Raw genomic sequence first — 23,931 nt, 5'->3', positions numbered from 1 at the left:
GCAAGAACCACAAGCGTTCCCGTCCCACAGTGGGCAAGGGGCGCGGCCGTTAGCAGCGGTTAGCCGTCAGCCATTCCCTTCTAGGACACCCCCTCTGCCAGGACGTCGAGCATGCCGGTGACGGTGGCGTCCCAGGGATAACACTCGGCACGGGCCCTTGCGGCCTTGCGGCGGTGGTCGGCGGGCAGACGAAGGAGCTGCTGCACGCCGTCGGCGAACGCCGTCGCGGTCGGCGGCACGGCGACGCCCGCGCCGGGAACGAGCAGTTCGTGCGCGGCGCCTCGATCGGCCGCGACCACGGGCGTACCGCAGGCCAGCGCTTCGAGTACGGCCAGGCCGAACGACTCAACCGGGCATGGGGCGAGGGCGATGTCCGCCGTGGCGAGCAGTCCCGCGATGTCCGCGCGGCCGGGCACGTGGCCATGGAAGCGGACCGGCAGGCCGTCGCGCTGTGCGATGCTCCGCAGCGTGCCGGACAGCGGGCCGTCACCTATCACGTCCAGGTGCACGGGGACTCCGCGCCGGTGGAGTTCCGCGGTGGCTTCGAGCGCGAGGTCCGGCCGCTTCTCCGTCGAAAGCCGCCCAAGCTGGACGAGGCGTACTGGTCTTGCAGTGGCCAAGGGCCACGTAGGCGCGGGCCGGAACGTTTCCAAGTCCACGCCTAGCGGGACTCGATGCAGGGATGGCGCCTTGACCCGGGCGAACTCGGCGGCGGCAAAGGCCGAGGTGACCACCACCGCGTCGAAGGCCGTGGCGAGGCGGCGGTTCCAGCGGTCCGCGACGGCCTCCAGGGGAACCCATCCGGGCGTACGCGGCGCCAGGATGGCGTCCAGGCGTTCGTGGGAGAACAGCACTGTGCGCACCCCGCGGCGGCGTCCCCAGCGGGCGGCCACGGTGAGGGTCGCCTTGTCGGACACTTCGATGACGTCCGGCCGCAACCGCCCCAGGACGCGCAGCACCGGCCGAGGATCGAGGACGAACCGGTAACCGGGTGCCACCGATGGCCCGGGGACGGTGATGACGAGACCGGCCTCGGTATGCCTGCGCGTATAGGTGGGTCCCGGAATGACCAGGGCACGCCGGTGACCCGCCTCCACATAGCCCCTGCCGAGCCGATCCACGGCCGTACGCAGTCCACCGGAGACAGGGCTGTAGAGATTGGCCAGCTGTACGACTCTCACTCCGTCACCAGCGTCTCGTAGGTCACCGGCCTGCCACCGGCGGCCAATGTCTGGTCGATGGCCGCGAGCGCGGCACGCCGTAGGCCCGGCCTAGCGAGGTCGGCCGGGTGCAGGGCGATGCGGAACGGCATCCGCGTGCGCGTGAACGTACGGGACGCCTCGACCATCAGGTGAGCGCCTGTGCGTTCACCGAAGGCGCCGGGCCGATGCGAGAGCGCGGGCATACGGAGGATCGGCCCGCCCGGGAGACGATGTACCGCCAAGTGGCTCGTCCAGTAGGCGAATCCAAGGGCGGCCAACGCACGCCGGGTCCCTGGAGAGGCGAGCCAGCCGGGCGGGGTGAAGCCCACGACGCCGATGTCGGCGTCCGCGAGCACTTCCAGGCCCGCCCGGAGCCGGTCACGCGCCTGGTCTTCGGTGAGGGACCAGAACTCTCCCGCACCGCGTGCCAGTACCTGGTTCACGTGGTGCCGCCAGCGCGGGCCACCTGGCACACCCTCGTGCAAGAAGCCGTGCAACGCGAGCTCGTGCCCACGCCCGACGGCCTTGTGGACGAACGACACCAGGTCGGGCGCGCCCGCCAGGCCCGGTCCGCCGCCGAACGGCCCGGGGATGACGAGCAACGTCGCCGGCACGCCTCGTTCGTCCAGATCGGCGAGCCACCGGGCCACGGGCTCGGCGGTGCTCGCGGCCACATCGTGCACCGACACCACGAACCGGAGCCCGTCACGCCCGCTCACGCGGCGCTCTCCTCTCGCGCTCGCTCGGCCGCCCGCTGAACGGCCCGTTCGACTGAAAGCTCGGCGTGCGGTCCGACGGGCCGCTCGATTGGCCGCTCGACGGGTCTGTCGATTGGCCGTTCGACGGGTAGTTCGCGTTCGGCGGCGCTCTGGCTCCTCGCCGTCGCGTCCGTGAGCTCCCGGTAGTGCTCGATCAGCTCGTCGCAGACCGCCGCCCAGCCGCGGCCCTCGACCGATTCCACGGCGCGGGCGGACATGCGGCGGCGCAGCGGGAGGTCGGCTACCAGTGTGTTCACCGCGGCGCGCATCTCGGCGTCGTCGTCCGGCGCGTACAGCAGCCCGTTGGAACCCGGCCGTATGAGGTCGAGCGGGCCGCCCGCCGCGGGTGCCACCACCGGGACCCCGGAGGCCAGCGCCTCCTGGATCGCCTGGCAGAACGTCTCGTCCGCGCCCGTGTGAACGAAGACGTCGAGCGACGCGACGAGCTCCGACAGTTCCGTGCCGGTGCGGAAGCCCGTGAAGACGGCGTCGGGCAGCTGGCGCCTCAGCCGTTCCTCCTCGGGACCGTCACCGACAACGACGAGACGTGCTCCGGGGATGCCGACCAGACGGGTGAGCAGGCGGGGGCGCTTCTCTGCCGCGAGCCTCCCGACGTACCCGATGAGCACCTCGCCCCGTGGCGCCAGGCGCGCGCGCAGGTCGGCCGATCGGTGGTCAGGGTTGAAGCGTCGCCTGTCCACCCCGCGTCCCCATAGCGCCAGCCTGGGCACACCGCGTTGTTTGAGCTCGGCCAGTACGGGAGTGGATGGGGCGAGCGTACGGCCGGTACGCCCGTGCAGGCGGCGCAGCCACCACCAGATGACCGGGCCCGTGCCGTGGAACCCGTACCGCCGCGCGAACCCAGCGATATCAGTCTGGAACACAGCCACGGACGGCACATCGAGCCTGCGCGCGGCGGCGGCGCCCGACGCGCCCAGCACCAGCGGCGAGGCCAGATGAACGACATCCGGCTCGAACTCCGCGAGAGCCGACGTCACCCCGCGCGTAGGCAGCCCCAGAACGAACGACGGATAGAAGGGCAGGGCGACGCCGCGGACGTACTTCACCGGGGCACCGGCGTAGCAGTCCGGCGCCGGACCGGCGGGGCCTGTGCTCCGGCGGTTGCGCCCGGGTGCGACGACGAGGGCCTCGTGGCCCAGGGCCTCAAGGCGTTCGAGAACACGGCAGACCGAGTTGGTGACCCCGTTCACCTGGGGCAGGAACGACTCGGTCACGATGGCGACCTTCACGGCCGAGAGCGTGTCCATGCCGGCCGACGTTCCGGTCGCGTTCCGACGCCGATTGGGGAAACTCCGTGCGAACGGAAGCGGTGTGGGCCACGGACGATCCGGGCACCCAGAAGCGGACAGCTCCCATCAATCCGCCGTTCATCCGGGCCACCGGCGAACGTTCAGGACCTCTCCTACTCTCGGCGCAGCATCACCCTCCGCACAGACCCGGCAACTGATCGTCCTCCTCACCCCCCGACGGGAGACCTCGATGGAACGCCGTAACTTCCTCCGCGCCTCGGTCCTCGGCACCGGCGCCGTCGCCTTCTCCGGCTCGCTGTGGCACAACGCCGCGCTCGCCGCCCCCGCGCAGAACGCGGCCAGCCCCTACGGCCCGCTCCAGGCCGCCGACACCCGCGGCATCCAGCTACCGGCGGGCTTCACCAGCCAGATCGTCGCCCGTTCGCGGCAGACGGTCACCGGCACGTCCTACACCTGGCACGACGCGCCCGACGGCGGCGCGTGCTTCGCGGACGGCACCGGCTGGATCTACGTCTCGAACGCCGAGGTCAGCGCGAGTGCGGGCGGGGGCGCCTCGATGCTGCGGTTCAACTCCTCGGGAACGGTGACGGGCGCGTCGCGCATCCTGTCGGGCACCAACCGCAACTGCGCCGGGGGCAAGACGCCCTGGAACACCTGGCTGTCCTGCGAAGAGGTCAGCGACGGCCGCGTATGGGAGACCTACCCGTTCGGCGGTACGGCGGCGGTCAGGCCCGCTATGGGACGCTTCAACCACGAGGCGGCCGCGGCCGATCCCGTACGGCGGGCCATCTACCTCACCGAGGACGCGAGCGACGGCTGCTTCTACCGGTTCGTGCCGACCACGTGGGGTGATCTGTCGGCGGGGACGTTGCAGGTGCTCAGGGCGGGTACCGGCACGTCCGGCTCGTTCACATGGGGAACGGTGCCCGACCCGGACGGCTCCCCTACGGCCACGCGCAACCAGGTCTCGGGCGCCAAGAGGTTCAACGGCGGCGAGGGATGCCACTACGCGAACGACACGGTGTGGATCACGACCAAGGGTGACAACCGGGTCTGGCAGTTCAACCTCGCCGGCAGCACGTACGAGCTCGCCTACGACGACAGCCTCGTCAATCCCGGCCCCGCGCCGCTGACCGGCGTCGACAACGTCACCGGATCGAGCTTCGGCGACCTGTACGTGGCCGAGGACGGCGGCAACATGGAGATCTGCATGATCACGCCGGACGACAAGATCTCCGTCTTCCTGCGGATCAACGGCCAGTCGTCCTCGGAGATCTGCGGCCCGGCGTTCAATCCGGCCGGAAACCGCCTGTACTTCTCGTCCCAGCGCGGCACGTCCGGCTCGTCCTCCGGCGGGATCACCTATTGCGTCACGGGCCCCTTCCGCACCTGAGTCAAGAGCGACGGAAAACCGGCGGCCGGTAAAAGGCCGGTGAATGTCCGACCCTGCCGATAGTTTCGACAATGTGAGCGATCGATGGGGTCGGGAGCAGGTGCTCGGCCTGGCGCCGGACGCGGCGTCGGCCAAGGCCGCCGGTGGTGTCGCCAAACCGGTCAAATGGAGCGGTACGGGCAGCGACGGGGAGGCGGTCTGGGGCGAGTGTCAGGGCAGCGGTAAAAGTGTCTATCGCACGTGCGCCGATCTGACCGAGCCCGCATTCCGGTGCTCCTGCCCGAGTCGCAAATTCCCGTGCAAGCACGCCGTCGGGCTGCTGCTGTTGTGGAGCGACGGAACGGTCCCGGCCGGGCCCCGTCCCGGCTGGGCCGCCGAATGGCTCCACGAACGGCGGCAGCGGGCCGACAAGGCCGCCGAGCGCCGCGCCGATACCAAGGCCAAGGACCCCAAGACCGCCGAACGACGGGAGCGCCGGGTCGACGACGGCCTCGCCGAGCTCGACCAGTGGCTGCGCGACCAGGTGACGCACGGGCTCGCGCAGGCCGAGAAGGCGCCCTACCGGATGTGGGACGACGTGGCTAGGCGGCTGGTCGACGCGCAGGCGAGCGCGCTGGCCGGCCAGGTCCGCGGGCTGGCCGCCGTTCCGCGCCAGCCGGGCTGGCCCGATCGCCTCCTGGAGGAGTACGCCCTGATGCGGCTGCTCGTCCGGGCATATCAGGAGCGTGACCGCCTGCCTCCGGAGCTGCGTGACACCGTCCGGTCCCGGGTCGGGTTCACGCTCGCGCAAGACGAGGTACTGGCCGAGGGCGAGCGGGTCCGCGACCGCTGGTACGTGACGGGCACGCACGACACCGAGCAAGACCGGCTGACCACGCGCCGAATATGGCTGCGCGGCCGTGAGAGCGGACGGCCCGCGCTGGTGTTGTCGTTCGGGGTCCCCGGACGCCCGCTGGACGTGTCGCTGGTGGTCGGCACCGAGGTGGAGGCCGAGCTGGCGTTCTATCCGGGCGCCCAACCTCTGCGGGCGCTGGTGGCCGAACGGCTCGGCACCACGGCGGGCACGGCTCCGCACGGCACGTCCGTTCGCGAGTTCCTGGCCGAGCACGCGGCGGCGCTCGCGCGCGATCCGTGGCTCGCCCGCTGGCCCGCGGTGCTGCGCTCCGTGCGCCTGGCCCGCTCAGGCCCCACGGCCCTGCACGTCGTCGATGCCGACGGCGACTCACTGCCGCTGCGGCCGACCGACCCGTGGCGCCTGCTGGCCGTCTCGGGCGGCGCCCCGTTCACGTTCGCCGGAGAATGGGGCCCGCGCGGCCTGCGCCCGCTGTCGGCCTGGCACGAGGACGAGGGGATCGTGATCCTGTGAACGCCTGGAACGAGCACGTCACCGCCGCCCTCCTCGGCACCCAGCGCCGCCCGCCGCCGCCCCTCCCCACGGCCCCGCCCGATGAGCAGCTCCCCGACGCGGACCAAGCGGGAAGACTGCTCGACCAGGCCGCCCTGCTAACCGTCCAACGCCGAGCAGGCATCCAACCAGCCAGACGAGCCGCAACCCCCCAACCAGCCGATCCCAGCACGGACACCCAACAGGACACGCCCAGCACAGACGCACAACCGGGCGAAGTTGGCTCAGGCACTCAGCCGGGCGGGCCTAGCGCAGGCGGTCAACCAGGCGCGGCCAGCACGGACGGCCAACCAGGCACGCCGGACACGGGCGCCCAGCCGCGCGAAGTTGGCTCAGGCAGCCAGCCGGGTGGGGGTGTGGAGGGGCTTGCGCTGATCGCGCGTGCGCCTGCGGAGGATGTTCCGGCGGCGTCCGAGGCGGCGGCTGGGCGGCTGGCGCGTATTCTGCGCGGCGAGCAGATCAGGGTGCTGCCCGAGTGGCTTGAGGCGGCCGCGGCCAACGGGCTACGCGTTCCCGCGCGGTTGCTGCCCGAGCTGCTCGAAAAGGGGCGCAGCGACCGGATGTTGCGGCCCGCGATCGTCCGGGCCGCCGGACGGCGCGGCGTGTGGCTCGCCCTGCAGAACACCGACTGGGCCTACCTCGTCGGAGCCGGTGACGATCCCGGGGGCGGCCCGGACGTGTGGGAGACCGGCACCCGTAACCAGCGGGTCGCATACCTGATCCGCCTGCGCGGCGCCGACCCGGCGGCGGCACGTGAGGCGTTGCGGGAGACGTGGGCCAAGGAGCCCGCCCCTGACCGGGCCGCGTTCCTCGCCACGTTCGAGCACGGGTTGTCGGCGGACGACGAGGCGTTCCTCGAAGAGGCTCTGGAAGACCGCGGCAAAGACGTCCGCCAGCTCGCCTCGGATCTGCTCGCGCGGCTCCCCGGCTCGGCGTACGGGCGGCGGATGGCCGCCCGGGCCCGCCAGTGCGTACGGCCCGAGGTTCGCACCGTGCGTGCGCGCAGGCAGACCTGGGTCGTGGTCGAGGCGCCGCACGAGCACGACGAGGACCTCGCGCGCGACGGCGTGCCGTTCCACCCCACCGGCTCGTTCGCGCCGGGCGGCAGGGCGGGCGGGCCGGTCGGCGCCCGCGCCGCATGGTTGCGCGAGATCCTCGCGCGCACGCCGCTGACCACCTGGACCGAGCTGTTCGGCCTGCCGCCGATGGAGATCGTCTGCCTGCCCGTCGCCGACGCGGTCGACCGCGACGCGCGCGGCGCCCGTGACGTGCACATCGGCTGGGCGCGCGCCGCGCTGCGCCAGCGCGACGCCGGATGGGCGCGCGCGCTGCTCAAGGGCGGCGTCGTGGTGGACGAGCCCGAGGCGCTCGCCGACCTCCTCGCGATCCTGCCCGCCTCCGAACGCGACGCCGCGGCCGCCGGGCTGATCCGCTGGGTGGAGGGCAATCCCGACCTGCTGCGCGTTCTCGAACGCATTCCGGGACCGTGGTCCGGGGAGCTGGCCGACGCGGTCGTCGCGACGCTGGCGAGCGCCGCCGAACGTTCCTCACAGCGGTACGAGCACACCCTCACCCAGCTGTGCAGGCTCGCCGACCAGCGCCTCGTTCCCGAGGCCGCCCCCCGCCTGGAGGCGCTCGCGCACCGCCTCGCCACCGAGTCCGGCGCCGGCGTGCGCGTCACCGGCCCGGGCACGGTCGCCACGCGCGCCCTGCACGAACTGACCGAGACACTGCGTTTCCGCCACGACATGCTGAAGGAGCTCTCTGCGTGACATCCGATATCGACGCCACCGTGCTCAGGCCGCACGCCGAGCAGGAGTACGCCGGTGAGCTGGCCCGCCTGGCCGAGCACGACGACCGGCCGCGCCCGCCCGGCTGGCGGTTGTCGCCGTGGGCGGTCACCACCTATCTCCTCGGCGGGACGCTGCCGGACGGCTCGGAGATCAGCCCGAAGTACATCGGCCCGCGGCGGCTGGTGGAGGTCGCCGTGGCGACGCTGGCCACCGACCGGGCGCTGCTGCTGCTCGGCGTTCCGGGCACGGCCAAGACCTGGGTGTCGGAGCACCTGGCGGCCGCCGTCAGCGGTGACTCGACGCTGCTGGTGCAGGGTACGGCGGGCACGGCCGAGGAGGCGGTGCGGTACGGGTGGAACTACGCGCGCCTTCTCGCCGAAGGCCCTTCCGAGCGTGCCCTGGTCGAGAGCCCGCTGATGCGGGCCATGCGCACCGGCGCCGTCGCCCGGATCGAAGAGCTCACGCGCATGCCGAGCGACGTCCAGGACACGCTCATCACGATCCTTTCCGAGAAGACCCTTCCCGTGCCGGAGCTGGGCACCGAGGTCCAGGCCCGCAAGGGCTTCACGGTCATCGCCACCGCCAACGACCGCGACCGGGGCGTCAACGAGCTGTCCAGCGCGCTGCGCCGCCGGTTCAACACGGTGGTGCTGCCGCTGCCCGACTCGGTGGACGACGAGGTGGACATCGTCGCGCGCCGCGTCGACCAGCTCGGCAGCGCCCTCCAGCTTCCCGAGGCACCGGCCGGGCTGGAGGAGATCCGGCGGGTCGTGACCGTCTTCCGCGAGCTGCGCGGCGGGCTGACCGGCGACGGCCGCACCAAGCTCAAGTCCCCGTCGGGAACGCTCAGCACCGCCGAGGCCATCTCCGTGATCACCAGCGGGCTCGCGCTGGCGGCGCACTTCGGCGACGGCGTGCTGCGCGCCGCCGACGTCGCGGGCGGCATCGTGGGCGCCGTCGTGCAGGACCCGGTCTCCGACCGTGTCGTCTGGCAGGAATACCTGGAGACCGTCGTACGCGAACGCCCCGAATGGCTCGACTTCTACCGCGCCTGCCGGGAGGTCTCCTGACCATGGGCGCGCAGGTCGAGGTGTACGGCATCCGGCATCACGGCCCCGGCTCGGCACGGGCGGTCCGGCGGGCGCTGGAGGACTTCAAGCCCGACGCGATCCTGATCGAGGGCCCGCCGGAGGCCGATCCCCTCGTCGAGCTGGCGGGCGACGCCGGCATGGTCCCGCCGGTGGCGCTGCTGGCGTACGCGCCGGGCAAGGCCCCGGTGGGCGATGCCGCCGAGGGCTCCGACCGCCAGGCTGCGTTCTGGCCGTTCGCCGAGTTCAGCCCCGAGTGGCAGGCGATCCGCCACGCCCTCAGCACCGGTGTCCCCGTCCGCTTCTGCGACCTGCCCGCCGCCCACCAGCTCGTTCCGGCCGTCCCCGGCCGGCCGCCGGAGCCCGGCGCCCCCCCGGCCTCCGACACCGCGGGAGGTCCGGACGACCACGTCGCGGGCGAGCAGCCTGGGGCGCAGGCCGAGCCGGGGACACCGGGGACGCCGGGGACGCCGGGGACGCCGGGGACGCCGGCCGAGCCGGAGGCGTCGGCGGAGCCGACGGTGCCGAGGGTGTCAGCTGAGCCGGCGGAGCCGGGGATGCCGGCCGAGCCGGAGCCGGAGGTGCCGGCCGAGCAGCGGATCCGGCTCGATCCGCTGGGATGGCTGGCCAAGGCGGCCGGTTACGACGACGCGGAGCGGTGGTGGGACGACGTCGTCGAGCATCGGGACGAGGGGCCGTCACCGTTCCCGGCGATCGCGGAGGCGATGGCCGAGCTGCGCGAGCAGTTGGCGGCCCTGCCCGAGCCCGAGGTCGCGGACGGCCTGCCGCCCGGTTACCTGCGGCGGGAGGAGCAGCGCGAGGCCCACATGCGCCGGACGTTGCGGCGCACGCTCAAGGACGGGTACGAACGGGTCGCGGTGGTGTGCGGCGCGTGGCACGTCCCGGCGTTGCAGGCGAAGGTCCCCGCGTCCAAGGACGAGCAGACGCTGCGGGGACTGCCCAAGACCAAGGTCGCGATGACCTGGGTGCCGTGGACGCACGGCAGGCTGGCCAACCGTTCGGGCTACGGGGCCGGCGTCCGGTCGCCCGGCTGGTACCACCATCTGTTCGCGGCGCCGGACCGTCCGATCGAGCGGTGGCTGACCGATGCCGCGCGGGTGCTGCGCGAAGAAGACCTGCACGTCTCGTCCGCGCACGTCATCGAGGCGGTACGGCTCGCCGAAGCGCTCGCTGCGCTGCGCGGACGTCCGCTGGCGGGGCTCGACGAGGTCACCGAGGCCACCCGCGCCGTGCTCTGCGAGGGCGCCGACCTGCCGGTCGAGCTGATCCAGCGCACGATGGTCGTCGGCGAACGGCTCGGAGCCGTACCCGAGCGCACCCCCATGGTGCCGCTGCAGCGCGACCTGCAGGCCGAGCAGCGGCGGCTGCGCCTCAAGCCGTCCGCCCTCGACAAGGAGCAGGATCTCGACCTGCGCAAGCCCACCGACCTGGAGCGCAGCCATCTGCTCCACCGGCTGCGGCTGCTGGACGTGGACTGGGGCGTGCCCACCGAGGGCGGCGGCAGGTCGTCCAAGGGCACGTTCCGTGAGACCTGGACGCTGATGTGGCGGCCGGAGTTCGACGTGGAGCTGATCGAGGCGAGCGCGTGGGGCACCACCGTGCGCGGCGCGGCGTCCGCGCGGGCCGAGGCGATGGCCGCGCAGGCCGAGACCCTCGCCGAGCTCACGTCGGTCGCCGAACGCTGCCTGCTGGCCGACCTGGGCGACGCGCTGCCGACGGTGATGCGGTCGCTGGCCGACCGGGCCGCGCTCGACACCGACGTGGCGCATCTGATGTCCGCGCTGCCGTCCCTCGTCCGCGCGCTGCGGTACGGCGACGTGCGCGGCACGGGCACGGGCCCGCTGCAGTCGGTCGTCGACACCCTGGTGGTCCGCATCTGCGTGGGGCTGCCCCCGGCCGTCACCGGCCTGGACGACGGCGCCGCCCGCGAACTGCTCGGCCATGTCGACGCGGTGCATGGCGGCCTCGCTCTCCTCGGCGCCGTCGAGCACAGTGAACGGTGGCGCCGTACCCTGCGGGGCCTGGTCGACCGCCGCGACCTGCACGGCCTGCTCGAAGGCCGCCTCACCCGGCTGCTCCAGGACGCCGGGATGCTGCACGACGTGCCCGACCGCATGGCCCGGGCCGTATCAATCGGTACCGCGCCAGACCGGGCCGCCTCGTGGATCGAGGGATTCCTGTCGGGCGGCGGCCTGATCCTGGTGCACGACGAGGAACTGCTGCGCCTGGTCGACGGCTGGATCGCCGAGCTTTCCGGCGACTCGTTCACCGACGTCCTGCCGCTGCTGCGCCGCACGTTCGGCGCGTACTCCACCGCCGAACGCCGCGCGATCGGCGAGCGGGTGCGCCGCCTCGGCGCCGCGCCCGAGCGCCGCCGCGACGACCTCGACCTCGATCTCGAACGCGCCGCGCCCGCCGTGGCGGCGGCACTGCGGATCCTCGGCTGGGAGGCCCGATCATGAACACCGAGGAACGGCTCAAGCGCTGGCGGCTCATGCTCGGCGGTGAGGGCGCCGACGGCACCGGGGTCGCGCTGGAGGGCGACGAGGCTCGCATGGACGCCGCCCTGGAAAAGCTCTACGGCACCGGCGGACGCGACGAGCCGCGCGGCAAGTCGGGCCGCCGCAGCGCGGGCCTGGGCGACTCCGCGCCCTCGGTGGCGCGCTGGCTCGGCGACATCCGCACCTACTTCCCGTCCACCGTCGTTCAAGTCATGCAGAAGGACGCGATCGAACGGCTCAACCTCACCCGCCTCCTCCTCGAACCCGAGATGCTCGACGCCGTCGAGCCCGACGTCCACCTCGTCGGCACGCTCCTGTCGCTCAACCAGGTCATGCCCGACCGAGCCCGCGAGTCCGCCCGCACGGTGGTCCGCAAGGTCGTTCAGGACCTGGAGAAGCGCCTCGCCCAGCGCACCCGTTCGGCGATCGGCGGCGCCCTCGACCGCTCCGCCCGCGTGCTGCGCCCCCGCCGCCCCGCCGACGTCGACTGGGAACGCACGATCCGCGCCAACCTGCGCCACTACCTGCCCGACCACCGCACCCTCGTACCGGAACGCCTGATCGGATACGGCCGCCGCCAGCAGGCGGTCAAGCGCGACGTCGTCCTGTGCATCGACCAGAGCGGCTCGATGGCGGCGTCCGTGGTCTACGCGAGCGTGTTCGGCGCGGTCCTCGCCTCGATGCGTTCACTCCGCACCTCCCTGGTCGTCTTCGACACCGCCGTCGTGGACCTCACCGACCAGCTGCACGACCCGGTCGAGCTGCTCTTCGGCACCCAGCTCGGCGGCGGCACCGACATCAACCGCGCCATCGCGTACTGCCAGGGCCTGATCACCCGCCCGAACGACAGCATCTTCGTCCTGATCAGCGACCTGTACGAGGGCGGCGTCCGGGCCGAGATGCTCCAGCGCGTCGCCGCCCTCACCGCCGCCGGGGTCCAGGTCATCGTGCTCCTCGCCCTCTCCGACGACGGCGCCCCCTCCTACGACCACGAGAACGCGACCGCCCTGGCCGCCCTGGGCGTCCCCGCGTTCGCCTGCACGCCCGACGCGTTCCCCGACCTGATGGCCGCCGCCGTCGAACGCCGCGACCTGAAGGAATGGTCCGAACGTCAGCGGGAGTAGAGACCGATCGCCAGCAGCACCGCCGCCACCAGCGACACCGCGCCGTACACCCCGAACGCCGGATCGACCGCCACCACGAAGCTCCAGCCGACCCACGCCACGACCCGCAACACCCGCACGACGAGCACCGTCCAGGCCGCCGCCCGGCTCCCCCGCCAGGCCATGACCACCGCCACCAGCGTGACCATGGCCAGCACCCCATAGGAGGACGCCGCAGGCAGCAACTCCCCGCGCGGTCCCGAACTCAAGCCCGGCCGCGCGACCAACGCCGCCAGCACCACGATGTCAAGCACCGCCAACAAGGCGGCCAGCACCAACCCCAACACCACCACAGGCGACCGCCGCAGAACCCGATAACCCCGAGCCAAGGACGATGCGCCAGGCCGACCGAACGCACCAATCGCCCCAGACTGGCCGTACACGCCAGCCGAGTCATACACGCCAGCCGGACCAGGCGCGCCGGGCGGGCCGGACACACCGGCCGAGCCATGCGCGCCAGGTTGACCGGACACGCCGGCCGAGCCATGCGCGCCAGGCCACCCATACACGCCAGGCGGAGCAGACGCGCCAGGCGGGCCGGGCTGGCCGGGCGCGCCGACCGAGCCATGCGCGCCAGCTTGACCGGACACGCCGGGCTGGGCAGGCGCGCCATACACACCGGGCGAGCCGGATGCGCCGGGCTGAGCAGACGCGTCTGCCGCGACATGCGAGCCGAACTCGCCGGGCGAGCCGTCCACACCAGGTGGAGCAGACGCGCCGGGCGGGCCGTACGCGTCAGGCCACCCATACACGCCAGGTGGGCCGGACGCGCCGGGCTGACCGGGCGCGCCAGCCGAGCCATGCGCGCCGGGCGGGCTATACACACCGGGCGGGGTGGGCGGGTCGGGTGGGCCGGGTTGATCGGAGGTGCCGGGCTGGTTAGGCGGAGCGTAACTGCCACGTGCATCGTGGGCGCCAGGCGCGCCGTATGCATCGGCTCGGCCATGTCCGCCGGGCTGGTCATAGGCGCCGCGCGGGTCGTGGGCGTCGGGCTGGGCCGACTCGCTGGCCTGGCCGTATGCGCTGGCCGCGCCCGGCGGGTTGTATGCGCGAGGGTGGTCTGATCGGTCTGTCGGGGCGGGTTGGGCTCGGTCGCCCAGGAGCCAGAGGAGGGTTTCTTCGGCGCTGGGGCGGGACTGGGGGTCTTTGGCCAGGCAGGCGGCGGCGACTTCGGCGATCTGGGGCGGGAGGGCGCTGAGGTCGGGCGTCTCGTGGAGGATGCGGTACATCACGGCGGGGAGCGGGCCGCCCGCGAACGGGTCGGTGCCGGTGGCGGCGAAGAGGAGGGTGGCGGCCCAGGCGTGGAGGTCGGCGGACGGGCCGATCGGCGCGGCGGAGAACTGTTCGGGCGCCATGTAGACCGGGGTGCCGACGACCTGGCTGGTCACGGTGGCGCCGGAGTCGAGGGCGCGGGCGATGCCGAAGTCGATGACGCGGGGGCCGTCGGGCCCCACCAGGACGTTCTGCGGCTTGAAGTCGCGGTGCACGATCCCGGCGCGGTGGATCGCGGTCAGGGCGGTGACGGTGCTGATGGCGAGGCGGTCGAGGTCGGCGCCGGTACGCGGGCCGTGTGTCTGGACGAGCTCGCGGAGGGACGGGCCGGGCACGAACTCGCTCACGATGTACGGCCGGTCTCCGGCCACGTCGGCGTCGAGCATCTTCGCCGTACAGAAGCCCGCGACGCGCTGGAGCAGGGCCAGCTCGCGGACGAAGCGGGCGCGGGCGTTGCGGTCGCCGAGCAGTTGGGCGTGCAGGAGCTTGATGGCGACCTGGCGCCCGTCGTCGCCGCGGCCGAGGTAGACGACGCCCTGCCCGCCGGTGCCGAGCCGTCCGGTGACCGCGTAGGGCCCCAGGCGGACGGGATCGGCCGGGTCGAGCGGAGCCATCCGCACCTCGCCGTGAATTTGCAATTGGTTGCGCACAAAACGCGCTTCCCTGGCATCAAAGAGTATAGGGACGGCGGGCGGCGAACGGGAGATGACCGATGCCAAAGATCAATTCTCGGCTTTACCTGGCTGTGTTCACGGGCTGGGTCTTGATCGGCACATTGGTGACCGGTTGCGGCGAGGCGGAGGCGACGATCACGCGTCTGGCCGTGGGCACGCCGGGTCCCGATCCGTACTCCCCGATGTCCGGCACCGACGAGGTGCGGCTGACGGCACGGGCGCAGGCGGGCGGGACGACGGACGGCGACTCCCCCGGCCTGTACGGGGGTACGCGCCGCGCGGCCAGCTGCGATCCGGCCAAGCTCGTGGAGTTCCTGCGTTCCGATCCGGCCAAGGCGCAGGCGTGGGCCGCCGTGCACGGGATCAAGCCCGCCGAGATCGCGGGGTTCGTCGGACGGCTGACGCCCGTGCTGCTGCGCACGGACACGCTGGTGACGAATCACGGTTTCCGGAACGGGAAGGCGACCGCGGCACCGGCCGTTCTCCAGGCCGGAATGGGCGTGCTGGTCAACGAGTACGGTTTTCCGGTCGTCAAGTGCAATTGCGGCAATCCACTGACCGAGCCCGAGAAAAAGATCTCCACGGGGGACGCGAAATACACCGGGCAGTCGTGGCCGCGGTTCACCAAGGGGAAGGTCACTAAGATCAAGCCGCGCGAGGCGTCCCGGGGCGCGGTGCCGGTGTTCGTGCTCGTCGATCCGGAGGCCAAGATCGGGTTCGACCGGCCGCGGGCCACGCTGGGGACCCTGGACGGCCCGCCCGCGACGCTTCCGGCCACCGAGACCACCGATCCGAGCGGCGGTGTGCCGGGTACGGACCTGCCCACGCCCTCCGATTCGGGCATGCCCGCCGACAGTTCGAGCCCGGGCGTGCCGACGGACGGCACCGGCGGCCCGACGGACGAGCCGACCGGGGAGCCGACGCCCGAGCCGGAGGTCCCGGGCACGCCCGGCGCCCAGCAGTCCGGGCCGGAGCCGACCGGCGAGATCTCCGCCGCTCCGGAGCAGTCCGCGCCCCCGGTTTCCTCGTGATCCACATGTGAGGTACCTTTGCCCATATGAGCAGTTCTTCAGATGTCGTGCCGGACGCCTGTATCGTCCGCGTGGTCGATCCCGAAAAGGTCGCGATGGTCACCGCCGCCATGCCGGACGGTGAGGCGGTCGCCGAGACGGCCCGCATTTTCGGGCTACTCTCCGACCCGGGGCGGCTCCGCATCCTCATGGCGCTGCTCGAAGGGGGCGAGATGTGCGTGTGCGACATCGCCGCCGCCTGCGGGCACACCGAGTCGGCCGTGTCGCACGCGCTGCGCCTGCTGCGCGCCGACCGGGTCGTACGGGTTCGCAGGTCCGGCCGGATGGCGTTCTACCGGCTGGACGACGCGCACGTCAGGATGTTGCTGGAGCTGGCACTCGCCCACGTCGGACACCCGGAGGAAGGTAGATGAGCGCTGACCTGGACGGCACCCCGGGCGAGCGGCCCGGCGGCCATGGTCACGGCCACGGGCAGGGGCAAGGCCACGGCCACGGCGTGTCCGCGAACGCCGACCGGCGCTATCTGTCCGCCGCGCTCGCGCTGATCCTCGGCTACATGAGCGTCGAGGCGACCATCGGCGTGATCGCCTCCTCGCTGGCGCTGATCTCTGACGCGGCGCACATGATGACCGACGCGTTCGCGATCATCTTCGCGCTGATCGCGATGCGGATCGCGGCACGGCCGCCCAAGGGCGGCTACACCTACGGCCTGCGCCGCGCGGAGATCCTTTCCGCCCAGCTGAACGGGCTGACGCTGCTCCTGCTCGCCGCCTACTTCGTGTACGAGAGCGTCGAGCGGCTGCTCTCCCCGCCGGAGGTCAACGGCCAGCTCGTCTTCTGGACCTCGCTCTCCGGCGTCGCGGTGAACGTGGCGGCGACCTGGCTGATCAGCAAGGCCAACCGGAGCAGCCTGAACGTCGAGGGCGCGTTCCAGCACATCCTGAACGACCTCTACGCCTTCATCGCCACCACCATCGCGGGCCTGGTGATCTGGGTGACCGGCTTCAACCGGGCGGACGTGATCGCCTCGCTGTTCGTGGCGGCGCTCATGCTCAAGGCCGGGTACGGGCTGCTGCGCGACGCCGGCCGGGTGCTCATGGAGGCCGCCCCCGCCGGGATCGACCCCACCGAGCTCGGCGCGCGCCTGGCCGAGCGCCCCTGCGTGGAGGAGGTGCACGACCTGCACGTCTGGGAGGTCAGCTCCGGCTACCCGGCGCTGTCGGCGCACGTCCTCGTCGAGCCCAAGGGCGACTGCCATGCCGTAAGGCGCGACCTTCAGGAACTGCTGCGCTCCTCGTACGGCATCACGCACACCACCCTCGAAGTCGATCACCTCGACGACGAGTTCCACTGCGAGGACCCGCACGGCCCCCGGCACGTCGCGGCGACCGCCGAACCCCACGACCACGCCGCCGACCCCCAGTGCGACCACTGACGATCCCCCAGAAGCCCGTTCGGCTGGTGGGTTGGCTTGCTTTCAGGTGATCTCAGCTAGGAGAACGGGAAGGGCGGCGTGGAGTTCGCGCCGCCAGTACGGCCAGCGGTGGCCGCCGCGGTAGAAGTGGGCCGAGACGGGGATGCCCAGTTTCCTGAGCTTCCCGGTGAACTCCAGTGTCACCGTGCGCGCGAGCGATTCGAGCACGTCCGGGCAGGTGCCCGGCCGCGGATCGTACGCGCCCGGGCTCCCGTCGCCCGAGCTGACGTAGAGCCGGACTCCGGACAGGCGATCCGCCAGGTCGTACGGGTTGTGCTGCCGCCACACCACGCGCTGGACGTCCGGGCTGCCCCAGACGTCGAGCCAGTGGGCGGCGGGGGAGCCGATCGCGACGCCGAGCTCCACCACGTCGGCCACGTCGAGGCCGTGCGGATCGCGGTGGAGGGTGTTGAGGAATCCGCTGAACGAGGCCGCCGCGCGAAACAGCCCGCGATGCCGGGCGGCATAGGCCAGCGCGCCCATGCCGCCCATTCCGTTACCGGCGATGGCGCGTGCCGTTCCGGCGCGGTATCCGCGTTCGAGAATCTGCCGGAGCTCGGTCAGATGGAAGGTTTCCCACTTGGGCGGACCGCCTTTGCCGTGATTCCACCAGTCGGTGTAATTGCCGCAGGGCCCGCCGTCCGGCATGACGACGATGATGTCCGAGCCGGCGGTCAGTTCGTCGACGTCGGTGTTGTCGGTCCAGCTCGTGTGCAGTGCCGGTCCGCCGCCCGCGCCGGGCAGCAGCCAGAGCACCGGCCACGTCCGCGCCGCGTCCCGTGACCAGCCCGGAGGCAGCAGCAACCGCACGTGCGCGGGCGCCGCGAGCACCGGCGAACGAACCGTCAGGTCGAGAACGCGGGAGCCGCGGGAACGTTCGCCGATGACCGCCGCGCCGTCGTCGGCGGCGGGGGACGACGCCTGTGCCGGGCCGCCGGGCGCAATGGACGCCGAAAGCCCCGCAATAAAACTCGCTCCTAGCCAGCCATACCGCCACATTCTTTCGCCCCGGCCATTCCTTGTGTGCTTTCTCATGAACATCCCCACCGCACGGACGTTTCAATGCTCGGTAAACGGTTTATAAAATGCATGCCCACCGGGCCGGCCGTTCGGTGGCCGGTAGGGTGACCGGGGATGGAGGGGAGCGAGACCGTCGACATGCGCAGCAAGCAGGAGCTCGAAGCGGCGATCCGCACGGAGGGGCGGGCCGTTCTGGTGGTCAACGCCAGGTCGCGCCGCGGCCGCCGGCTCTTCGGCTCCGCGCGCCGGTTGCTGGCCGAGGCGGGCGTGGAGTTCGAGCGCGTCTACCCGGTGACCGATCCCGCCCGGCTGACCGAGATCTTCACCGAGGTGCTCGCGCTGGAACCCGACCTGGTCGTGGTCGGTGGCGGCGACGGCACGGTCGCCGCGGCGGTCAGCCATCTCACCCACCGCGACATCGCCCTCGGCGTGCTGCCGCTCGGCACCACCAACAACTTCTCCCGCAGCCTGGAGCTGCCGCAGGACCTGCGGGGCGCGGTGAACGTGCTGCGCGAGGGCAAGGTCGCCGACGTCGACGTGGGCTGGTTCACCGGCACCGACCCGGAGGCCACCGCCCGCGCGGACGGCGGCGCGCCGGACGCCCAGGACGGGCGGCACATCTTCGCCAACATGGTCAGCCTCGGGTTGTCGGTCGAGGTCGCGCGGAACGTTCCACACGGGCTCAAGCGGGTGGTCGGCCGCGCCGCGTACGGGCTGACGGCGTTGCGGCTCCTCCCCCGGCACGAGGCGTTCAAGGCCACCGTCCGCATCGGCGGCGAGACGCAGGAGTTCCAGACCCACCAGCTGAACGTGGCGAACGGCGCGCACCACAGCGGCCAGCGCATCGCCCGCGACGCCAGCCCGGACGACCGGCTGCTGGTGGTCTACCGGCTCGGCGACGAGCGGCGCCTCCGGCTGGCCTCCGCCACCGCCCGGCACATGGTCACCGGCCAGTGGCGGTCGCTCGACGAGGAGGCGTTCCTGACCACCGACGAGGTGCACATCGCGACCGAGCCGCCGCTGACGGTCGACGTGGACGGCGAGATCCGCGGGCAGACCCCCGTCACGGTCAAGCTCCTGGGCAACGCCCTCCGCGTGATCGTTCCACGGTCCTTCATCGACACCTAGGCCGCCGTCATACGCGGGGTGCTTCGGGGTACGGAAGCCCCATGGTCTCCGAGAACCTTCGCGATCTGAATCCCTTCGACGTCCTCGACACCGAGTACGCCCGGCTCGACGCGTACTTCACCGGGCTCGACGAGAGCGGCTGGGCCCGGCCGTCGCGCTGCGAGGGCTGGACGGTACGGGACGTTCTGGCCCATCTGGCCGGTGAGGAGCTCTACAACCACGCCTGCCTCGATGACGAGCTGGACGGGTTGTTCGCGCTCCTGAGCGAGAAGGGCGTCAAGGATCTCGGCGCGTTCAACGACTGGACCGTGGACGAACGCCGCGAGCTGCCGGTCGACGCGGTGCTGCGCGAGTGGCGGGACGCCAACACCGAGACCCGGTGGCGCATGCGCGAACTCGGCGCCGACGCGACACTGGCGACGATGGCCGGGGCGTACCCGGTCGGGCTGCAGGCCTTCCACTACGCCTCGGAGTACGCGACGCACGCCGACGACGTGGGGGTGCCGGTCGCTCCGGAAGAGGAGCCCGCGCGCACGGCCTGGCGGGCGCGCCTCGGCGTCTTCGTGCTCGACGAGCAGGGCTCCCTCCTCCAGATCAGCCAGATCCCCGGCGGCTACCGGGTCACCCTGGACGACAAGTCCGCGGAGCTGTCGGCGGCCGACTTCGTCGAAGCCACCACGCGCCGCCTGCCAGCGGACTACCCGCTCGACCAGGACCTCTGCCGCGCCCTCGTCTGCCTAGCCTGACCCTGACGGCCCCGGCCTACGGCCTAGGCGCGGGAGGGCTCGCCGGCCATCACGTACGCGCCGTCCTTGAGGCGCCCGATGAGCCCGCGCGTCCATTCGGCGCCCGAGTCGGCGGAATGCACCCACCAGCCGAGCAGCTCGTTCAGGTGGTCGGGGTCCCGCGTGATGTGCGGCGTGACCTCCGCGCGCCATGCCGCCAGCCCCTCCAGCCGCCGTTCGAGCAGCTCGATCGCCTCCGCCCGCGGCAGCTCGGTGAGGAAGCCGAGCGCGGCCGACCACAGCTCGGGCCGCCGCTGGTCCACGTTGACGACGGCCTCCCGCAGGAGCCGCAGGAACTCCTCGCCGCCGCGTTCGGTGATCTCGTAGTCGGTCCGCGGCGGGCCGGCGTCGTTCTCCGGGACCTCGTACGCGCGCAGCAGCTCCTCCTTGGTGAGCTGCTTGAGCGCGTGGTAGATCGAGCCCGGGTTGACGTTGGCCCACTCGTCCGAGCCCCACGACAGCAGCGCGCGGCGGATCTCGTACCCGTGCGCCCGGCCGAAGCCGCGCACCGCACCGAGCACCAGCAACCGCGTCGCCGACATCGTCTCCCCTGACTGGCCGATCCATCGATCCGCACACCGTTCGTGACCGTGGCGTACGGCCAGGTTAAGGGGTCTGGCGAGCGTCTTCCCGCCGCGGCGCCCTGAGCTCGGCGAGGTCCTCGGCGGTCAGCACGAGATCCGCGGACGCCACGTTCTCCTCCAGGTGAGCCGGGGAGGAGGTGCCCGGGATCGCCAGCATCACGGGTGACAGGGCGAGAAGCCCCGCCAGCAGCACCTGCGCGACGGTCGCGCCGTGCCGTCCGGCGATGCGCGCGACGCGTTCGTCGTCCGGGAGCCCGAAACCGCCGAGCGGGAAGTACGGCGCGTACACGATGCCGTCGCGCTCGCAGATCTCCAGCAGCTCCGTGTCGTGCGGCATCGTCACGTCGAAGCGGTTCTGCACGGCCACGACCGGGGCGATCGCCCGGGCCTCCGCGAGCTGCCCGGCGGTCACGTTGCTCACCCCGAGATGCCTGATCAGGCCTTCCTCCCGAAGCCCGGCCAGTACGTCGAACCGCGCGCCGACCGGCTCGTCCGGCGCCGGTCCGAGCCCGCCGACGCGCAGGTAGACCAGGTCGAGCCGGTCGAGCCCGAGCTCGCGGAGGTTGCGCTCCACCTCGGCGCGCAGCTCACCGGGCTCCAGCCGTCCCGTGGGCATGGGGTCGTGCGGCCCGCGTCGCGGCCCGACCTTGGTGGCGATCACCAGGTCGTCCCGGTACGGCCGGAGCGCCGCGCTGATCAGCCCGTTCGCCGTCAGCTCACCGGAGAAGTAGAAGGCGGCCGTGTCGAGGTGGTTCACGCCGAGCTCGACCGCGCGGCGCAGCACCGCCAGCCCGGTGTCGCGGTCGTTGGGGGGACCGCCGCGTTCGCTGGCGGGCAGCCTCATCGCCCCGAAGCCCATCCGCGCGATCCGCAGGTCGCCGCCCAACGTCGTGAATCGGTTCGTGTTCATGACCCGAAGCCTCCGGCCTCCGCGCGCTCGGCACGAGCCCGTGGCAGCAAGCTGCCACGTTGACCCCGTCGCGCCGTGCCGCGCAGACTTGCCTTGATGAGCCTTGACCTGGACACCAACGTCACCCTGCGCGGCGAGGACGAACTCGTCCGGCGGGCGGGCCACCTCTTCGCGGGCGCCCGGGAACGGTTCGTGTGCGCCGCGGCCGACCTGCGGACCTGGGCGATGCCCGGCGTACGCGAGCAGATCGTCGCCGAGCGCCGCCGGTCGGCCCCCGGGCTGCCGGTCTTCAAGCTCTACAATCCGCGGGCGCTCGCCGACGAGGAGTCCGAACGGCACCTGATCGAGATCGCGCGCCGCGGCGCCCGCGTCCGGATCTGCGCCACCCCGCTGCCCCACGAGACGATCATCATCGACGACCGGATCGCCGTGCTGGCGGGTCCCGCGGCGCAGGGCGTCCGCGAGTACACCGTGGTCCGCTCCCCCGCCGTGATCCAGGGGGTCGCCTCGCTCTTCTGGGCGACCTGGGAGTCGGCCGCCGACCTCGCGGAGTTCCGGCGGTCGCGCCCGCCGGTGCTGAACGACGAGAGCCGGGAGATCCTGCGGCTCCTCGGCGACGGCCTCAAGGACGAGACCGCCTCCCGGCGGCTCGGCCTCTCGCTGCGCACCTACCGCCGCCGGGTCGCGGAGATCCTCATCCTCCTGGACGCCGGCTCCCGCTTCCAGGCAGGCCGCCGCGCCCACGAACTGGGCCTCCTCTGACCGGCTCCCGCGAGCCCAGCGCGCACGAGCCCGGCGCGCGGGCCGCCCCGGCGGCCGGGCCGGGTGGCCAGATGACCCACCGGTCACTACGCTCGGCGGACACATACAGAACGAGATTCGGGACAGCCATGAGCCACAGCGTCTTGATCATTGGCAGTGGGTTCGGCGGCATCGGGATGGCGATCCGGCTCAAGCGGGCGGGCATCCACGACTTCGTCATCCTGGAGAAGGCGGACGAACTCGGCGGCACCTGGCGTGACAACACCTATCCCGGCGCCGCCTGTGACGTGCCCTCGCACCTTTACTCGTTCTCCTTCGAGCGCAAGACGGACTGGACGCGGCGTTTCCCGCCGCAGCGCGAGATCCTCGACTACCTCCGGCTCTGCGCCCGCAAGTACGGCGTGCTGCCGCACATCCGGTTCGGCACCGAGGTGACCGAGGCCCGCTTCGACTCCGGCGACGGGCACACGGCGTCGGTCTGGCGCGTGTCCACCCGCGACGGCGAGGAGCTGACCGCCCGGGTGCTCATCTCCGCGTGCGGGCAGCTCAACCGGCCGACGTTGCCGGCCATCGAGGGCCGCGAGTCGTTCACCGGGCCGAGCTTCCACTCGGCGCGCTGGGATCACGGCGTGGACCTGCGGGGCAAGAAGGTCGCCGTCATCGGCACCGGCGCGAGCGCCGTCCAGATCGTGCCCGAGATCGCCGCCGAGGCCGGGCGGCTGGCGTTGTTCCAGCGATCCGCGCCGTACGTCATCCAGAAGCCGGACCGCCCGTACCGCCGCTGGGAGAAGGCGCTGCTCACCGCCGTGCCCGGCGCGTACGAGCTGAGCCGCGCCAGGATCTACGCCCTGTACGAGTCGCGCGCGCTCGCCTTCATCAAGTACCCGCGGCTCATGGGGGTCATGGCGAAGAAGTTCCGCAGGGGCCTGGACACCCAGGTCCCCGATCCCGCGCTGCGCGGCGCGCTCGTGCCCGGCTATCCGATGGGCTGCAAGCGCGTCCTCATCTCCAACGACTACTATCCGACGCTGACCAGGCCGAACGTCGATCTCATCACCGATCCCATCGCGCGCGTCACGCCCACGGGAGTGACCACGGAGAACGGCACGGAGCACGAGGCCGACGTCATCGTCTACGCCACCGGCTTCCTCACCACCGACTTCCTGGCCCCGATGAAGATCAGCGGGCTGGCGGGCCGGGAGCTGAACGACGCCTGGCGCCACGGCGCGCAGGCGCACCTCGGCATCACGGTCAGCGGCTTCCCCAACCTCTTCCTCCTCTACGGCCCGTACACCAATCTCGGCCACAACAGCATCATCTACATGCTCGAATCGCAGTTCAGGTATGTAATGGGGTGCCTGCGCGCGCTGCGCGCGGCAGACCTGGACTGGATCGACGTGCGGCCCGACGTCCTCGACGCGTTCGAGCGCGAGATGCACGAGCGGCTGCGGTCGACCGTCTGGGAGGCGGGCTGCGACAGCTGGTACATGAACGCGGAGGGCAAGGTCGTCAACAACTGGCCGGGGTTCACGTTCGCCTACCGGCGCGCCACCCGACGCCCCGACCCCCGCCAGTTCCGCGCCAGGCGCGTCGAGCCGCATGCCACACCCGGCATGCCGCGCACCACACCGCAGAACGGGGCATAGGACGCGCGTCACCTCAGGAGGGGGCATAGGCGACGCCGCAGGCCGCACCC

General features: G+C 72.2%; 20 protein-coding genes and 1 pseudogene. 14 read left to right on the top strand and 7 right to left on the bottom strand.

What is annotated here, in order from left to right:
• Nucleotides 1-80 precede the first annotated feature (80 nt).
• From ABD333_RS11270 to ABD333_RS11260, 3 genes are read right to left on the bottom strand one after another with little or no spacing between them, the layout of a single operon-like run.
• The gene (locus ABD333_RS11270) at nt 81-1,181 is read right to left on the bottom strand and encodes a glycosyltransferase (RefSeq protein ID WP_344540258.1); all 1,101 of its coding nucleotides are present in this window, start codon (nt 1,179-1,181) and stop codon (nt 81-83) included.
• The gene (locus tag ABD333_RS11265) at nt 1,178-1,921 is read right to left on the bottom strand and encodes a DUF2334 domain-containing protein (protein WP_344540257.1); all 744 of its coding nucleotides are present in this window, start codon (nt 1,919-1,921) and stop codon (nt 1,178-1,180) included. The genes ABD333_RS11270 and ABD333_RS11265 overlap by 4 nt, the downstream gene beginning before the upstream one ends.
• Nucleotides 1,918-3,228 carry a glycosyltransferase family 4 protein gene (locus ABD333_RS11260; protein ID WP_344540256.1) on the bottom strand — a complete coding sequence of 437 codons (1,311 nt, stop codon included), beginning with the start codon at nt 3,226-3,228 and terminating at the stop codon, nt 1,918-1,920. Before ABD333_RS11260 ends, ABD333_RS11265 begins: the two co-directional genes overlap by 4 nt.
• 232 nt (nt 3,229-3,460) lie before the next feature.
• On the opposite strand from ABD333_RS11260, the gene ABD333_RS11255 reads away from it, so the two are divergent.
• The 7 genes and pseudogenes from ABD333_RS11255 to ABD333_RS11230 all read left to right on the top strand — a co-directional run bounded on the left by ABD333_RS11255 (nt 3,461) and on the right by ABD333_RS11230 (nt 12,556).
• A complete protein-coding gene (locus ABD333_RS11255; RefSeq protein ID WP_344540255.1) occupies nt 3,461-4,624 on the top strand; it encodes an alkaline phosphatase PhoX in 1,164 nt (387 codons plus the stop codon).
• Between the two features lie 73 nt (nt 4,625-4,697).
• A complete protein-coding gene (locus ABD333_RS11250) occupies nt 4,698-5,990 on the top strand; it encodes an SWIM zinc finger family protein (RefSeq protein WP_344540254.1) in 1,293 nt (430 codons plus the stop codon).
• Nucleotides 5,924-6,208, top strand: a pseudogene (locus tag ABD333_RS47825) (DUF5691 domain-containing protein); the annotation flags it as partial. The gene ABD333_RS11250 and the pseudogene ABD333_RS47825, both read left to right, overlap by 67 nt.
• Before the next feature lie 177 nt (nt 6,209-6,385).
• Nucleotides 6,386-7,801 carry a DUF5691 domain-containing protein gene (locus ABD333_RS11245; protein WP_344540253.1) on the top strand — a complete coding sequence of 472 codons (1,416 nt, stop codon included), beginning with the start codon at nt 6,386-6,388 and terminating at the stop codon, nt 7,799-7,801.
• Nucleotides 7,798-8,892 (top strand): ATP-binding protein, encoded by a 1,095-nt coding sequence (locus ABD333_RS11240; RefSeq protein WP_425546906.1) that lies wholly within the window; start codon nt 7,798-7,800, stop codon nt 8,890-8,892. Before ABD333_RS11245 ends, ABD333_RS11240 begins: the two co-directional genes overlap by 4 nt.
• Nucleotides 8,893-8,894: 2 nt before the next feature.
• A complete protein-coding gene (locus ABD333_RS11235; protein WP_344540252.1) occupies nt 8,895-11,393 on the top strand; it encodes a DUF5682 family protein in 2,499 nt (832 codons plus the stop codon).
• Nucleotides 11,390-12,556: a VWA domain-containing protein gene (locus tag ABD333_RS11230; RefSeq protein WP_344540251.1), complete on the top strand. Its 1,167-nt coding sequence runs from the start codon at nt 11,390-11,392 to the stop codon at nt 12,554-12,556. The genes ABD333_RS11235 and ABD333_RS11230 overlap by 4 nt, the downstream gene beginning before the upstream one ends.
• Here the strand turns inward: ABD333_RS11230 and ABD333_RS11225 are convergent.
• Nucleotides 12,544-14,481 carry a protein kinase domain-containing protein gene (locus tag ABD333_RS11225; RefSeq protein WP_344540250.1) on the bottom strand — a complete coding sequence of 646 codons (1,938 nt, stop codon included), beginning with the start codon at nt 14,479-14,481 and terminating at the stop codon, nt 12,544-12,546. The two genes, ABD333_RS11230 and ABD333_RS11225, sit on opposite strands and share 13 nt — an antisense overlap.
• A 149-nt stretch (nt 14,482-14,630) precedes the next feature.
• Here ABD333_RS11225 and ABD333_RS11220 point away from each other — a divergent pair, with 149 nt between their 5' ends.
• From ABD333_RS11220 to ABD333_RS11210, 3 genes are read left to right on the top strand one after another with little or no spacing between them, the layout of a single operon-like run.
• Complete coding sequence (locus ABD333_RS11220; RefSeq protein WP_344540249.1) at nt 14,631-15,572, top strand: DUF6777 domain-containing protein; 942 nt, start codon at nt 14,631-14,633, stop codon at nt 15,570-15,572.
• A 26-nt stretch (nt 15,573-15,598) separates the two neighbouring features.
• Nucleotides 15,599-15,985 (top strand): ArsR/SmtB family transcription factor, encoded by a 387-nt coding sequence (locus tag ABD333_RS11215; protein WP_344540248.1) that lies wholly within the window; start codon nt 15,599-15,601, stop codon nt 15,983-15,985.
• Nucleotides 15,982-17,007 carry a cation diffusion facilitator family transporter gene (locus ABD333_RS11210; protein WP_344540247.1) on the top strand — a complete coding sequence of 342 codons (1,026 nt, stop codon included), beginning with the start codon at nt 15,982-15,984 and terminating at the stop codon, nt 17,005-17,007. Before ABD333_RS11215 ends, ABD333_RS11210 begins: the two co-directional genes overlap by 4 nt.
• A 42-nt stretch (nt 17,008-17,049) precedes the next feature.
• Here the strand turns inward: ABD333_RS11210 and ABD333_RS11205 are convergent, their stop codons facing one another.
• Nucleotides 17,050-18,045 (bottom strand): alpha/beta hydrolase, encoded by a 996-nt coding sequence (locus tag ABD333_RS11205; RefSeq protein WP_344540246.1) that lies wholly within the window; start codon nt 18,043-18,045, stop codon nt 17,050-17,052.
• Nucleotides 18,046-18,180: 135 nt separating this feature from the next.
• Between ABD333_RS11205 and ABD333_RS11200 the strand changes: the two genes are divergently transcribed.
• Nucleotides 18,181-19,194, top strand: a complete 1,014-nt coding sequence (locus ABD333_RS11200) for a diacylglycerol/lipid kinase family protein (RefSeq protein ID WP_344540245.1) — start codon at nt 18,181-18,183, stop codon at nt 19,192-19,194.
• 41 nt (nt 19,195-19,235) lie between these two features.
• On the top strand, nt 19,236-19,940 hold the full coding sequence (locus ABD333_RS11195; protein WP_344540244.1) for a maleylpyruvate isomerase family mycothiol-dependent enzyme: 705 nt from the start codon (nt 19,236-19,238) through the stop codon (nt 19,938-19,940).
• 23 nt (nt 19,941-19,963) lie between these two features.
• Here ABD333_RS11195 and ABD333_RS11190 read toward each other — a convergent pair whose 3' ends face one another.
• Both ABD333_RS11190 and ABD333_RS11185 read right to left on the bottom strand, forming a co-directional pair.
• Complete coding sequence (locus ABD333_RS11190) at nt 19,964-20,521, bottom strand: PadR family transcriptional regulator (protein WP_344540243.1); 558 nt, start codon at nt 20,519-20,521, stop codon at nt 19,964-19,966.
• Between the two features lie 64 nt (nt 20,522-20,585).
• Entirely contained in the window at nt 20,586-21,473 is an 888-nt protein-coding gene (locus ABD333_RS11185; RefSeq protein ID WP_344540242.1) for an aldo/keto reductase, read from the bottom strand.
• Between the two features lie 96 nt (nt 21,474-21,569).
• Between ABD333_RS11185 and ABD333_RS11180 the strand changes: the two genes are divergently transcribed.
• Together ABD333_RS11180 and ABD333_RS11175 are read left to right on the top strand one after the other, a co-directional pair.
• Entirely contained in the window at nt 21,570-22,235 is a 666-nt protein-coding gene (locus ABD333_RS11180) for a DNA-binding response regulator (protein WP_344540241.1), read from the top strand.
• A gap of 143 nt (nt 22,236-22,378) precedes the next feature.
• On the top strand, nt 22,379-23,881 hold the full coding sequence (locus ABD333_RS11175) for a flavin-containing monooxygenase (protein WP_344540240.1): 1,503 nt from the start codon (nt 22,379-22,381) through the stop codon (nt 23,879-23,881).
• The last annotated feature ends 50 nt before the right edge of the window (nt 23,882-23,931 follow it).

It is taken from the genome of Actinomadura fulvescens, from assembly GCF_039533225.1.
GTDB lineage: Bacteria > Actinomycetota > Actinomycetes > Streptosporangiales > Streptosporangiaceae > Spirillospora > Spirillospora fulvescens.
The sequence above is the reverse complement of the archived record's forward strand: the minus strand, read 5'-3'. Positions and strand labels throughout refer to the sequence as shown.

Coding starts and splice junctions, on each gene's coding strand:
- ABD333_RS11260 (WP_344540256.1), bottom strand. CDS start 3,228: ATGGACACGCTCTCGGCCGTGAAGGTCGCCATCGTGACCGAGTCGTTC.
- ABD333_RS11255 (WP_344540255.1), top strand. CDS start 3,461: ATGGAACGCCGTAACTTCCTCCGCGCCTCGGTCCTCGGCACCGGCGCC.
- ABD333_RS11235 (WP_344540252.1), top strand. CDS start 8,895: ATGGGCGCGCAGGTCGAGGTGTACGGCATCCGGCATCACGGCCCCGGC.
- ABD333_RS11230 (WP_344540251.1), top strand. CDS start 11,390: ATGAACACCGAGGAACGGCTCAAGCGCTGGCGGCTCATGCTCGGCGGT.
- ABD333_RS11225 (WP_344540250.1), bottom strand. CDS start 14,481: ATGGCTCCGCTCGACCCGGCCGATCCCGTCCGCCTGGGGCCCTACGCG.
- ABD333_RS11215 (WP_344540248.1), top strand. CDS start 15,599: ATGAGCAGTTCTTCAGATGTCGTGCCGGACGCCTGTATCGTCCGCGTG.
- ABD333_RS11210 (WP_344540247.1), top strand. CDS start 15,982: ATGAGCGCTGACCTGGACGGCACCCCGGGCGAGCGGCCCGGCGGCCAT.
- ABD333_RS11205 (WP_344540246.1), bottom strand. CDS start 18,045: ATGTGGCGGTATGGCTGGCTAGGAGCGAGTTTTATTGCGGGGCTTTCG.
- ABD333_RS11200 (WP_344540245.1), top strand. CDS start 18,181: ATGGAGGGGAGCGAGACCGTCGACATGCGCAGCAAGCAGGAGCTCGAA.
- ABD333_RS11195 (WP_344540244.1), top strand. CDS start 19,236: ATGGTCTCCGAGAACCTTCGCGATCTGAATCCCTTCGACGTCCTCGAC.
- ABD333_RS11190 (WP_344540243.1), bottom strand. CDS start 20,521: ATGTCGGCGACGCGGTTGCTGGTGCTCGGTGCGGTGCGCGGCTTCGGC.
- ABD333_RS11185 (WP_344540242.1), bottom strand. CDS start 21,473: ATGAACACGAACCGATTCACGACGTTGGGCGGCGACCTGCGGATCGCG.
- ABD333_RS11180 (WP_344540241.1), top strand. CDS start 21,570: ATGAGCCTTGACCTGGACACCAACGTCACCCTGCGCGGCGAGGACGAA.